This is a genomic window from Clostridium sp. 001 (assembly GCF_019056555.1).
Taxonomy (GTDB): domain Bacteria; phylum Bacillota; class Clostridia; order Clostridiales; family Clostridiaceae; genus Clostridium_B; species Clostridium_B ragsdalei.
Genome location: NZ_CP020473.1, coordinates 2,193,964 through 2,208,176, shown reverse-complemented (window position 1 = coordinate 2,208,176; position 14,213 = coordinate 2,193,964). Strand labels below are relative to the sequence as shown.

The 14,213-nt window shown below is 31.1% G+C and carries 10 protein-coding genes, 1 tRNA gene and 1 other annotated feature; all 11 genes read left to right on the top strand.

The window, feature by feature from the left end; all coding sequences use genetic code 11:
- Window positions 1-190: 190 nt before the first annotated feature.
- Window positions 191-2,578 carry a stage II sporulation protein E gene (gene spoIIE, locus B5S50_RS10190; RefSeq protein WP_065076898.1) on the top strand — a complete coding sequence of 796 codons (2,388 nt, stop codon included), beginning with the start codon at window positions 191-193 and terminating at the stop codon, window positions 2,576-2,578.
- 505 nt (window positions 2,579-3,083) lie between these two features.
- Window positions 3,084-4,490 (top strand): tRNA lysidine(34) synthetase TilS, encoded by a 1,407-nt coding sequence (gene tilS, locus B5S50_RS10185; RefSeq protein WP_065076897.1) that lies wholly within the window; start codon window positions 3,084-3,086, stop codon window positions 4,488-4,490.
- Entirely contained in the window at window positions 4,477-5,022 is a 546-nt protein-coding gene (hpt, locus tag B5S50_RS10180) for a hypoxanthine phosphoribosyltransferase (protein ID WP_065076896.1), read from the top strand. Before tilS ends, hpt begins: the two co-directional genes overlap by 14 nt.
- A gap of 82 nt (window positions 5,023-5,104) precedes the next feature.
- A complete protein-coding gene (gene ftsH / locus B5S50_RS10175) occupies window positions 5,105-6,913 on the top strand; it encodes an ATP-dependent zinc metalloprotease FtsH (protein WP_065076895.1) in 1,809 nt (602 codons plus the stop codon).
- Between the two features lie 315 nt (window positions 6,914-7,228).
- Window positions 7,229-8,008: a type III pantothenate kinase gene (locus tag B5S50_RS10170; protein WP_065076894.1), complete on the top strand. Its 780-nt coding sequence runs from the start codon at window positions 7,229-7,231 to the stop codon at window positions 8,006-8,008.
- Between the two features lie 8 nt (window positions 8,009-8,016).
- Window positions 8,017-8,979, top strand: a complete 963-nt coding sequence (gene dusB, locus B5S50_RS10165; protein WP_065076893.1) for a tRNA dihydrouridine synthase DusB — start codon at window positions 8,017-8,019, stop codon at window positions 8,977-8,979.
- Between the two features lie 58 nt (window positions 8,980-9,037).
- Window positions 9,038-9,859 (top strand): hypothetical protein, encoded by an 822-nt coding sequence (locus B5S50_RS10160; protein WP_217303704.1) that lies wholly within the window; start codon window positions 9,038-9,040, stop codon window positions 9,857-9,859.
- A 179-nt stretch (window positions 9,860-10,038) separates the two neighbouring features.
- Entirely contained in the window at window positions 10,039-10,518 is a 480-nt protein-coding gene (gene greA / locus B5S50_RS10155) for a transcription elongation factor GreA (RefSeq protein ID WP_065076891.1), read from the top strand.
- Window positions 10,519-10,534: 16 nt separating this feature from the next.
- Entirely contained in the window at window positions 10,535-12,046 is a 1,512-nt protein-coding gene (gene lysS / locus B5S50_RS10150; protein WP_065076890.1) for a lysine--tRNA ligase, read from the top strand.
- Window positions 12,047-12,176: 130 nt separating this feature from the next.
- Window positions 12,177-12,251: transfer RNA gene (locus B5S50_RS10145), tRNA-Asn, on the top strand.
- A gap of 82 nt (window positions 12,252-12,333) precedes the next feature.
- Window positions 12,334-12,502: a binding site (T-box leader), on the top strand.
- Window positions 12,503-12,587: 85 nt separating this feature from the next.
- Entirely contained in the window at window positions 12,588-13,979 is a 1,392-nt protein-coding gene (locus B5S50_RS10140; RefSeq protein WP_065076889.1) for a glycine--tRNA ligase, read from the top strand.
- Window positions 13,980-14,213: the final 234 nt, after the last annotated feature.

The window sequence follows — 14,213 nt, the reverse complement described above, 5'->3', positions numbered from 1 at the left end:
TCACAAACTTATTAACACTGTGGATAAAATAGGATAACTAGTTTTTAGTAAGTATTTAAAATAAGAATTATGAAAAAAACATAAAATTAATGTCCTAAAAAAAATATAGGGGTATCTCATGTTATGACATTTATTTCCAGAAATTACTGCTATAATGTAAGCAGTAATTTTATAAGGTGGGTGGTATAATATGCAATATGGAGCAGAGGTATTTCCTTATCAAAGGACAGAAAAGCTAAAGAATGAAGAAAAAAACCATGAAGCTAGGGATATGACAAAAACAATTCAAATAATATTTTATTTCCTAGCAGGTTTTTTAGTTGGAAGGGTTATGATGGTAAATCTTATGGCACCCTTTGGAATAGCCTTTTTTATATCAATAGCACAATGTGAAAAGCGAAAACCTTCCCTGATTGCTGCAGTGGGAACACTATTAGGGTACATTTCAATGTATGGAAATATTAAATATCTTCCTGTATATTGTATAGAAATTGTAACATTAGCAACTTTAAATCATATATTAAATAATATTAGTGCAAAAAAGAAGTTGGTATTATTATTTTCTGCTGCGTTAATAGAGTTTTTTGCCTATAAGTTTTTAATATTGAAATTAACTGTTGGGGTAGCTGCTTTTAATTCTGTTTTTGAAGTTATGTGTATCTTTCCAATATATTTTATTATTAATTATTCAATAGTATGCTTAAAAAAATTAAAAACTAGACATTTATACAGTAGTGAGGAAATAATTAGTATATCTATAACTGCATCTTTGATTATAGCAGGAACTTGGGGGATGAATATACATGGAGTATCTTTTAGAAATATAATAGCACTAGGTTTTATACTTATATTAGGTTATGTAAAAGGGAGTCCATCGGGGGCAGCAGCTGGTGTAGCTATGGGAACTATAATAGGAGTTACCTCTAGCGATATGATGATATATATTTCAGTTTATGGATTATGTGGGCTTATATCAGGTGTGTTTAGGGAAACAGGTAAATGGATGAGCGGAAGTGCTTATATTATAGGATTTATGGTGCTAAAGATGTATTCTAATATAGGGACAGAATTTAAAATAATAGAAATAATTATAAGCTGTTGTATATTTTTTGTAATACCTGAAAAAATATACAAAAAAATAGAAATGGAATTAGATTGGGAAAAAAAGCAAGAGCATTTAAAAGAAAATTATGCAGGTAAAATCAAATCTATTTTTTCACATAAATTTGATAGTTTTTCTAAAGTACTTAATAACATGTCAGTTGTTTTGGCTAAATTAGCAGATAATGATAAACTTGCTTTGAAAAATAAAAGTAGTGCACTTATAGAAAATTTGGCAGATAGAGTGTGTTCTGATTGTGATATGAAGCACATGTGTTGGAACAGAGAAGCTTTTTATACTTATAATGCTTTTGCAGAATTAATACAAAATTACGAGGATAACAAAAAGCATATGCCAGGGGAACTTCAAAGAAAATGTACTAAAAGAACGGTACTCATAAAAAATACGGAAGAGATTGTAAATAATTATATTGTAAGTGAAATGAGAAAGAACAGACTCAGTGAATGTAGAGAATTATTAGCATCTCAAATAAAGAATATGGGAAAAACTATAGGGGATATAGTAGAAGATTTTAATTTAAATATGAAGTTTAATCCTGAGGTGGAAAATGATATACGAAGAATTTTAAACAAAAACAATATACATTATAAAGATGTATTTTGTTTTAATAATAAAAAGGGACACTTAGTTGTAAACTTATCTATGGAAGCTTGTGGCGGCAAACAGGAGTGTGTTAAAAATATACTCCCCCTTATAAACAATGTAACTAAAAAATTAATGTGTGTAAGTGAAGATGGATGTAATATAAATTCTTCTATGGATAGCTGCAGTATAACTTTTGAAGAAACCCCTAAATATCATATAGCAGCTTATGTGAGTAGAGTTTGTAAAGATGGTGAAAAATGTAATGGTGATAGTTATAGCTTTGGAAAATTGCCAGATGGAACATATATGACGATTATAAGTGATGGAATGGGTTCAGGCCCTCAAGCAGGACAGGAAAGTAGTGCATCTGTTGAGCTTATAAAGGAATTTACAAGTGCGGGTTTCAATAAAATGACAGCTATCAATACGGTAAATTCTATAATGGGTATAAAATTTACTGAAGATGAGAAGTTTTCCACATTAGATTTAAGCAGTGTGGACTTATATAAAGGTGAAGTAGATTTTATGAAAGTAGGAGCAGCGGCTAGTTTTATAAAAAGAGGGGAAGATGTTATAGTAATAAAATCAAAAACACTTCCTATAGGAATATTAGATAAAGTGGATGTGGACATTAGTAATAACAAAATAATGAATGGAGACTTCCTAATAATGGTAAGCGATGGAGTAATTGATTATGAAAGTGAGGCAGCAGGAAATTTATATTGGATGATAGAATTCCTAAAAGAATTAGATTGTACTGATCCTAAGGAAATGTGCAAGAAAATTACGGATAAGGCAAAAGAACTTTCTGGAGGGAAGGCAAAAGATGATATGACAGCAATAGTAGAAAAGGTATACAGCCTTTATTAAAGGAGATAAGTATTATTTTTTAAGTATTCAACTTTCACAGTTTAAAAACATTGTGAAGCAAAGCTTCACAAGTTAAGAATTAATAATGAAAAATTAATAGTGAAGGATGATTTTTAGCTGTCGCAAAAAATCTTTAAATTTATATAAATCAGCAATGTTTTGCTTTAGCAAAACGAGTGATAAAAAGCTTAGTCAAAGGTTTTTTGTAGTGTAACGGAAAAAAATCCACATTAACTATTAATTCTTCATTCTTAACTATTAATTAAAAATATTGCATCGTAATTTTTTTAGTTTACGCCACTTAGTTTTTAGATTTTTCATAACACTTGCAGAGAAAAGTCTACTGAAATTGTGCATTGCGAACTGTGCGTTGTAAATTGCGAATTGGTGCTGTAGACAGTCTAAATATAGCTTTTATGTCATTCTTGCACAAAAAATAATTCATTTATGTTATAATAAATTAGCGTATTGTTTCTAAAATAATAATTTTTAGGAAGTGTTTGTTTTGATAGAATCTGTATTGGATACTATAACAAAAAATAAAATGTTTGATAGAGGAGATAAAGTAATAGTAGCTGTATCGGGAGGTCCAGATTCGATATGTCTATTACACATATTGTATATTTTGAGAGAAAAGTTAGACATAACTTTATGTGCAGCTCATGTAAATCACTGTTTAAGAGGAAAAGATGCAGATGGAGACGAAGAATATGTAAAAAAGTTTTGTGAAAATTTGAAGATACAATTTAAAAGCTTAAAAATAGATGTAAATCATGTTTCACAAGAGGAAGGCATATCTTGTGAGAGTGCGGGAAGAAAAGTAAGATATAGTTTTTTTGAAAAACTAAAAGATGAGTTAAAAGCTCAAAAAATAGCTATAGCCCATAATGCTAACGATCAGGCTGAAACAATTTTAATGAGAATTATGCGAGGTGCAGGGTTAGACGGTTTAGTAGGAATAAGACCTGTAAGAGATAATATATATGTTAGGCCTCTGATATGCAGCACTAGAGATGAAATTGAGAAATATTGTAGCTTAAATAATCTTAATCCTAGAATTGATAAAACTAACTTAGAAACTTTATATTCTAGGAATAAAATAAGGTTACAACTTATACCATATATACAAGAGAACTTTAATAAAGATATAATTAAAGTATTAAATAGATTTTCTGATACAATAAAAATAGATAATGAATATTTAAGTTATATTTCACAAGAAAAATTTAAAAAACATTGTGACATAAAGGGAGAAAAGGTTATAATATCTAAAGAGGCATTCTTAGAAAAGGAAGCAATATTAAGTAGGATAATAAGAATGTCCTTAAAAGCTGTAACTGGAAATTTAAAAGATTTTGAGAGAATTCATATTCTAAATATAATAGAAGTTCAGAAACATTCTACCGGGAAGGAACAGATGCTTCCCAATAATGTATTGGTTTTGAACGACTATGGGAATATTATAATAAATAAAAATACAAAAAAAGCCATATCAGATCATAAAAAACAGTATATATTGCAAGTTGGATGTAATAATATCTCCCCAATTAAATCTACCGTTTACATAGAGCTAGTTGAAGCTAAAGAATATATACATTGTAAAAAAAATAAGTTTATACAGTATTTTGATTACGATAAGATAGAAGGAGATATTATATTACGAAACAGGAGAGAAGGGGATAAGTTTATACCACTTGGGATGACTGGAAGTAAGAAATTAAAAGACCTGTTCATAGATTTAAAAGTATCTAAAGATAAAAGAAATGATGTTCCTATCATATGTTTTGGAGATAAAATTGGATGGATTGTTGGATATAGAATAAGTGAACTTTTTAAAGTTGATAAGAATACTAGAAATATTTTAGCTATAAAATTTGAAAGTGAGGAACTAGGAAAGTATGGCCAACATTAGTGATGATATCAAGGAAGTACTACTTGATGAAGGTAAAATTAAAAAGAAAGTTAAGGAAATAGGAAAAAGAATAAGTCAGGATTATGATGGAAAGGATTTGCTCCTTGTAGGCATATTGAAAGGTTCTGTCCCATTTATGGCAGATTTGCTTAAAGAAATAACTATTCCATGTAGTATGGATTTTATGGCAGTTTCAAGCTATGGAAATTCTACGAAAAGCTCAGGTGTTGTTAGAATTTTAAAAGATTTAGATTTTGAAATAGAGAATAAGCACATATTAATAGTAGAAGACATCATAGATTCGGGTATAACCTTAGCTTATCTTGTGGATTACTTGAAAGGAAGAAAAGCTAAGAGTGTAGAAATAGCATGTCTTTTAAATAAAGCCGATAGAAGAAAGGTTAGCGTTAATGCAAAATACATAGGATTTGAAGTGCCTGATTATTTTCTAGTAGGATATGGCCTGGACTATGCAGAAAAGTATAGAAATTTCCCATATGTTGGGATATTAAAAGAGGAAATTTACAAATAATTAGTAATAAATTTTATTGTAAAGGAATTTTAATTATGATACAATTTTACAGTATAAAACTAGAAAGAGAGGGGGGCCTTTAATGAAAAAATTTTCAAGTGCAACGGCCTGGGCAGTAGTTTTTATATTAGTGATAGTTGCAGCATTGTTGCTGGTAAGAACTAATGAAAGTTCAACATCCATTAGTTTTAATGATTTTCAGAAGTACTGGTTAAGTAATGATGTAAAAAGTTTTCAGCTTAGAGAAGATAAAATGACAGTTCAAGGTAGTTTAAAAAATGGAACAGCATATGAGACTGTAGTCCCATCTGAAAGATTATTTCAATTTATAGGTCAGCATCCTAAAGATGGTGAAGTTCAAGAAATGTATGCTAAACCTGCAACAATACCTATGTGGGTACAATATTTACCGACTGTCCTTTTAATACTTATGCTTGTAGCATTTTGGTTTATGTTTATGCAGCAATCGCAAGGTGGCGGTGGAAATCGTAATGTGATGAATTTTGGAAAGAGCAGAGCTAAAATGGCCACGCCAGACAATAATAAGAAGAAAGTTACTTTTGCAGATGTTGCAGGAGCAGAAGAGGAAAAAGCAGAACTAGCAGAGATAGTAGACTTTTTAAAACAACCTAAAAGATATATAGAAATGGGAGCCAGGATACCTAAAGGGGTTTTACTTGTAGGACCTCCAGGAACAGGAAAAACTCTTCTCGCTAAAGCTATATCTGGTGAAGCTGGAGTACCGTTTTTTAGTATATCTGGTTCAGATTTTGTGGAAATGTTTGTTGGTGTAGGAGCTTCTAGAGTTAGGGACTTATTTGATCAAGCCAAAAAAAATTCACCTTGTATAGTTTTTATAGATGAAATAGATGCAGTTGGAAGACAAAGAGGTGCTGGACTTGGCGGAGGACATGATGAAAGAGAACAGACTTTGAATCAACTCTTAGTCGAAATGGATGGATTTGGAGTCAATGAAGGAATAATCATGATAGCTGCTACAAATAGACCTGATATATTAGACCCTGCGCTTTTAAGACCTGGAAGATTTGATAGGCAAATACTTGTAGGGGCGCCTGATGTTAAGGGAAGAGAAGAAATACTTAAAGTTCACTCTAAAAATAAGCATTTATCAGATGAAGTTAAATTAGATGTATTAGCTAAAAGAACACCTGGATTTACAGGTGCAGATCTGGAAAATCTTATGAATGAATCTGCGCTTTTAGCAGTTAGAAAAAGTAAAACACTAATTGGTATGGATGAGTTAGAAGAAGCAGTAACTAGAGTAATAGCAGGACCTGAAAAAAAGAGCAGGGTAATTGACGAGGAAGATAGAAGGCTTACAGCATATCATGAGGCAGGTCACGCTGTTGTTATGAAACTTTTACCTAATTCGGATCCTGTTCATCAGATAAGTATAATACCTAGAGGAATGGCAGGGGGATATACTATGCATCTTCCTGAGAAGGACAGTTCTTATATGTCAAAGTCAAAGCTAGAAGATGAAATTGTGGGTCTTCTAGGAGGAAGGGTAGCAGAAAAATTGATTATAGGCGATATAAGTACTGGAGCTAAAAATGATATTGAAAGAGCTACAACTATAGCTAAAAAAATGGTAATGGATTATGGTATGAGTGATTTAGGCCCTATTGCATTTGGATCAGGACATGATGAGGTATTCTTAGGTAGAGATTTAGGCAAGGGTAGAAATTTTAGTGAAGAAGTAGCTTTTGAAATAGACAAGGAAATAAGAAAATTAATAGATGAAAGTTATGATAAAGCAGAAAAGCTTCTTTCAGATAACTTAAATAAGCTTCATGCAGTAGCAAAACAGCTTTTAGAAAAAGAAAAACTTGAAGCAAATGAATTTGAAGAAATATTTGCTCAGGCCTAATTGAATATATTTAAGTAGAGAGTCCCTGTGATAGTATGCAGGGGCTTTTTCTATATTACCAATACTTGTGCTAATGCCCCTATGTATACTATGAAAGTGACTATCACAAAGTTGTAGCACCTTTGGAGTATATGATTTTCTTTAAAGTGGATGATGGCAATTTAATCTTGACAAATAAAATTTTATTGATACAATTAAATTATTATTTTGACTTAAGTTGATGGTTTCTAGGGGGCAGCTACAAAGCTGCTCCTTAATTGTGTATATCATGTAAGTAATCATTATTATTTAAATTTAGAAGGGTGGTGTTGTTTAATGATTCTAGTTCTAGATGCAGGAAATACTAACATTGTTTTAGGAGTATATGATGGAAGTAAACTTATTTCAGTATGTAGATTGTCTACAGATTCTAAAAGGACAGCAGATGAATATGGAATTCAAGTAATGGAACTTTTCTTACACGAAAAATTGGATACTTCAGATATAAAAGGAGTTATAATATCCTCTGTAGTTCCAAATATAATGTACTCATTAGAGCATATGATAATGATATATTTTGGGATAGTTCCAATTATAGTTGGACCTGGAGTAAAAACTGGAATAAATGTGAAGTATGATAACCCAAGAGAAGTAGGGGCAGATAGAATAGTGAATGCTGTAGCAGCTCATGAAATGTACAATAGATCTCTAATTATAATAGATTTTGGCACAGCTACTACATTTTGTGCAGTTACTGCAAAGGGGGATTATTTAGGGGGAGTAATATGCCCGGGAATAAAAATATCTGCAGATGCTTTAGTTGAAAAGGCAGCTAAGCTTCCAAGAGTGGAAATAACCAAGCCTCAAAAAGTAATATGCAAAAATACAGTTGCGAGTATGCAATCTGGCATAGTGTATGGTTATATTGGTCAGGTGGATTATATAGTTGGGAAAATGAAAAAAGAAATGATGGATTTAGGAGAAGACGAACCTTTTGTAATAGCTACAGGTGGCCTTGCTAAACTGATAAATGAGGAGTCAAAGTCTATAGATACAATAGATTCTATATTGACATTAACGGGACTTAAGATAATCTATGACAAAAATAAAGAGTAGGTGCTTTAATGAAAATAGGAAATTTTGAATTGAAAGACAATGTGGTTTTGGCGCCTATGGCTGGAGTTACAGATAGGGCTTTTAGAGAATTGTGCATAGAGATGAAGTGCGGATTTACCTATACAGAAATGATAAGTGCCAAAGCTCTTTTCTATGACAGTGATAGAACTAAACAGATGCTCAAAGTGTCTTCTATAGAAAAGCCTTTAGGTGTTCAAATATTTGGAAGTGATCCACTTATAATGGCTAAAGTTTGTGATTTTTTTAATTATAATGAAGATATTGCCATTATAGATATAAACATGGGGTGTCCTGCTCCTAAAATAGTAAAAAATGGAGAAGGATCTGCACTTATGAAAAATCCTTCTCTTGCTTCTCAAATAGTAAAAGAAGTGAAAAAAGCTTCTGTAAAACCAGTTACTGTAAAAATGAGAATAGGATTTGATTTTGATAATATAAATGTAGTGGACTTTGCCCAAGTTATGGAACAATCAGGAGCTGATGCTGTGACTGTTCATGGTAGAACTAGTACACAGATGTATAATGGCAGTGCAAATTGGGATATAATAAGTCAAGTAAAGAAAAAAGTAAACATTCCTGTAATCGGAAATGGAGACGTATTTACAGCAGAAGATGCAGTAAGACTGTTTAATAATACGGGATGTGATGGAATAATGATTGGAAGAGGTTCCATGGGAAATCCGTGGATATTTAAACAGATATATGAAATTAGAAATCATCAACCTGTTATATTCCCAAGTCCTTCAGAAAAAATAAATTTGTGTATGGAACACTATAGAAGGGCAATATATTACAATGGTGATGATAGAACTGTAAGAGAAATGAGAAAGCACATAGCATGGTATATAAAAGGACTAAAAAATAGTAAGGAGATAAAAGATAAAATAAATTGTGAAAAAAAGAGTGAAAATGTATTTAAAATTTTAAATGAATATAAATCTTTGTTGTAATTTTTAATAGAACATGAGAATAGGATATTACTGTAAGCAATGTAATAGGAAGAAAAGTGTGAAATCCATTTTATATACTACATCGCAAAAAACTGGATTCTATAATGACAGCAGTTTTTTGGGAAAAATTAAAGATAGATTTAGGCTAAAATTGAAGGAAGAAATCTTTATAAAAGAGCTAAAATTAGAAATAAAAAATGTTAAATTTCCGCCAAATATTAATATAGAGTCTTATAATAGTAACATCCTAAGAGCAAAAAAGATATCAGGTATAAGAGATATGGAACTAGCCCCTAAAGTATATAGATATTTAGATTATAATTTATACAATAAATTTCAAAGGGAGCTAATGGCTTTTAGTATTATAAAGAGTTTGAAAGTTATACTTAGGATTAAGAAAAAAAGTATAAGACATAGTTGTATAGTTGTTTATGATGCTTCAGAGAAAATTTTATTTGATACCATATGCTATTTAGCTAGAGAAGCTAAAGACATAATATTACTTTCTAAAGATATTATGAAAACTAAGGGTATTGGACAATATATTATTGCTAATTATGGAATAACTCCTATAATTACATCTGATATGAAATTTTCTTTTGAAAGTGCAGACTTTGTAATAAGTTCTAAGAATGTCACTGTAAAGAGTGATGCATATGTATGGTATATAGATAATAGTTATATACCCAGTGATAGAGGCGTAATAGTAAACGATGTTAGTTATAAAGTTCCATGGAATTGTAAGTACAATGGAGTATCTTTTGAACTTTTAGGGTCTATACTTTGTCAAATGAATGAAAAAAATGTGGAAAAATCTTTATCCTATAATGGCATATTTCTTGATAAAATAAAATTTAATGAGGATATGCTGGTTTTATAATCTAGAGGAAATTGTAATATGAAAATTCAATTTTCAAAATGTTGACATTATAATAGTGCTGTTTTATAATTACTTAAATAATAATTAGTATGAGTAAAAATGAGTAAAAGTGAGCACGTTGATGGCTAATAGGGTTATCTATAAGAATTTTAGATAAATTGTTAAAAGGGGATAGTTAAATGAGTGGATCAAAAAAATATGTAATGACCTATGAAGGTATAACAAAACTTGAGGATGAATTAGAATATTTAAAAACAGCTAAAAGAAGAGAAATTATGGAAAAAATTAAAGTAGCACTTTCTTTTGGAGATTTAAGTGAAAATTCAGAGTATGATAGTGCTAAAAATGAACAAGCATTTGTAGAAGGAAGAATAGTACAACTTGAAAATATGCTAAAAAATGCTACTATAGTAGATGAAGAAGAAATTCCGCCAGGAGTAGTAGGCATAGGATCTATTGTAAAAGTTAAGGATTATGATTTTAATGAAGAAGTAGAATATTTGATTGTAGGGTCTGCAGAAGCGGATCCAATTAACAATAAAATATCCAATGAATCTCCAGTAGGTAAGGGGCTTGTAGGTAAAAAAGCTGGGGATGTAGTTGAAGTACAGGTTCCAGATGGAGTTAGTAAGTATGAGATACTCAGTATAAGAAGATAATTGGAGGGTAACATTGATGTCAAAAGACGAAAAGAAATTACATGCACTAGAAGAAAAGTCTAATGAGCTCATTAGGGAGAGGCTGCAAAAATTTGAAGACCTTAAAGAAGCAGGAAAAGATCCCTTTGACGTATATAAAGTAGAGAGGACACATACTTCAAAAGAAGTAAAGGACAACTACGATACTTTAGAAGGTAAAGATGTAACTGTAGCAGGAAGGCTTATTTCGAAAAGAGTTCATGGAAAAGCTGGATTTTCCGATTTATATGATAGATATGGAAAGATACAGTTATATATAAGGATAAACGATGTAGGTGAAGAGAAATTAAAAGAGTACAAATCCTATGATATTGGTGATATTTTATCTGTAACTGGTAGAGTGTTTAAAACTAAGACAGAAGAAATATCAATTCATATTACAGATTTTGAACTGGTAGCTAAGTCTCTCAAACCGCTTCCAGAAAAATGGCATGGATTAAAAGATCCAGATTTGAGATATAGGCAGAGATATGTGGATTTAATAATAAACAGTGACGTTAGAGATACTTTCTTGAAGAGAACTGCCATAATAAAGTCAATAAGAGAATTCCTAGATAACAAGGACTACATAGAAGTGGAGACTCCAATACTTTCGTCAATAGCTGGAGGAGCTGCAGCAAAACCTTTTACAACCCATCATAATGCACTTGATATAGATATGTATTTGAGAATTGCTACAGAACTATATCTTAAAAGACTTATAGTTGGTGGTTTTGAAAAAGTATATGAAATAGGTAAATGTTTTAGAAATGAAGGTATGGATATAAGGCACAATCCGGAATATACATCGATTGAATTATATGAAGCTTTTGCAGATTATAACGATATGATGGAAATTACTGAAAATATGATAGCCTATGTATGTGAGAAAGTCCTTGGTACTACAAAGGTAGTTTATGAAGATACAGAAATAGACTTTAAGCCACCATGGAATAGAATTACTATGGTAGAGGCAGTTAAAAAATTTGCAAATGTGGATTTTGATGAAGTGAAAGATGATGAGGAAGCTAGAGAAATTGCTAAAGAAAAACATATTGAATTAAAGAAGGAATTGAAGGATTGTTCAAAGGGTGATATATTGGATGCTATGTTTGAAGAGTTTTGTGAAGAACAATTCATTCAACCTACTTTTGTAATGGATTATCCTGTAGAAATATCACCTCTTACTAAAAAGAAAAGAGGAAATCCTAAATTTACGGAAAGATTTGAAGGATTTATATTTGGAAGAGAAATATGTAATGCATATTCGGAACTAAATGATCCTATAGTGCAGAGAGAAAGATTTATGCAGCAGCTAAAAGAAAGAGAACTAGGTGATGATGAGGCATATATGATGGATGAAGATTTCTTAAATGCACTTGAGATAGGCATGCCTCCAACTGGAGGTTTGGGAATAGGGGTAGATAGACTTGTAATGTTCCTTACGAATGCCACTTCAATAAGGGATGTTATATTATTTCCTACAATGAAGCCAAATCAACAGCAGTAAGTATGTAACTTGTTTGAAGACCTAAGGAAATTTCAGTTAAAATCCATAGGTCTTCAAAATGTTTTTACATAAAAAATAAAAAAATGTTGCATTTTTAAAATCCCATGATATAATATTATATGTAAGTTATTCCGTGGTAGCTCAATGGTTGAGCATTCGGCTGTTAACCGAAGGGTTGGAGGTTCGAGCCCTCTCCACGGAGCCATTTCATTTTTTGTAATATTTAAAGACTTGTTATTTACATTTAAAGATAATAGGATAAAATGAAAACTATATAGAAAAAATTAATATATGCTGTGATAAAGAATAGTATTAATGTAAATCTCTACAGAGAAGTTGTGGATGGTGTAAACAACTGGGATTTTATTTATGAAGGAACTTTTGAGCTAACTATGTATTTAAAGATGAGCTTGTGCTAAAAAGGGTGGAACCGCGGAAATAAAATTCGTCCCTTATGTGGCAGGTTCTTTTTTTATATTTGAAAATCCAAATTTAATGTTTAATAATAAGTAATGAATTAAAATAGAAAGGGGAAAAAATAATGTCTTTTGAAAAAACTATGGATAAAGTAGTAGCTTTAGCTAAAAGTAGAGGATTTGTATATCCTGGGTCGGATATATATGGAGGTCTTGCTAATACATGGGATTATGGACCTGTTGGAGTGGAGCTAAAAAATAATGTAAAGAAAGTTTGGTGGCAAAAGTTTGTTCATGAAAGTGAACATAATGTAGGAATAGATTGTGCCATACTTATGAATAATGAAGTTTGGGTAGCTTCAGGTCATGTGGGAAACTTTTCTGATCCACTTATGGATTGTAAAGAATGTAAGGCTAGGTTTAGAGCTGATAAATTGGTAGAAGAACATATGACAGCACAGGGAGTAGAAAAGGCTAGTGCTGATGGATGGAGCAATGAAAAACTAAAGAAATACATAGATGACAACAATATTGTTTGTCCTAGCTGTGGAAAGAAAAATTTTACCGATATCAGACAATTTAATCTTATGTTCAAAACATTTCAAGGAGTTACAGAGGATTCAAAATCAGAAATATATCTGAGGCCTGAAACTGCACAGGGGATATTTGTAAATTTTAAAAATGTTCAAAGAACAAGTAGAAAAAAGATACCTTTTGGAATAGCACAAATAGGTAAATCCTTTAGGAATGAAATAACTCCAGGAAACTTTACTTTTAGAACTAGAGAATTTGAACAGATGGAACTTGAATTTTTCTGTAAACCGGGAACTGATTTAGAATGGCATGATTATTGGAAAAAGTATTGCTGGAATTTCTTATTGAGTCTTGGAATAAAAGAAGAAAATATAAGATTTAGAGATCATGATAAGGAAGAACTTTCTCATTATAGTAAGGCCACTTCTGATATTGAATATTTATTTCCATTTGGATGGGGCGAGCTTTGGGGTGTAGCAGATAGAACGGATTATGATTTAAAACAGCATCAAGAGCATTCTGGTAAGGATATGACTTATTTAGATACGATAACTAAGGAAAAATATATACCATACTGCATAGAACCTTCTGTAGGAGCTGATAGAGCTGTACTTGCATTTTTAGTTGATGCATATGATGAAGAAGAATTAGAAGGAGGAGATGTGAGAACAGTACTACATTTTCACCCTGCTATAGCTCCATTTAAAGCAGCTATCTTACCTCTTAGTAAAAAATTATCAGAAAAAGCTTTAGAAGTATACAACATTTTAAGAAAAGATTTTAATGTGGAGTACGATGATGCAGGAAGTATAGGTAAGAGATATAGAAGAGAAGATGAAATTGGAACGCCTTATTGTATAACAGTAGATTTTGATACAATGGATGACAATACTGTTACTGTAAGAGATAGGGATACCATGGAGCAGTTTAGAATAAAAATAGAAGAATTATCGTCATTTATGCAAGAAAAAGTACAGTTTTAGTAAAAAGGTGTCATATAAATTTGAGAAAATTTATATGACACCTTTTGTTATTCCGCGGTTATTTATCCAGGATAGCATTCCTCTAAATTTTTTTATTAAAAAAATTTACCGAATCAAAAGATCCGGTAAATTAGGGTTTAATCATGGGGATATGTTATATGTTTAATTAAAACTTGGGGAATTATATTAATGTTTCCTTACGGCACAAACATAGTATAACATAACACAATAATA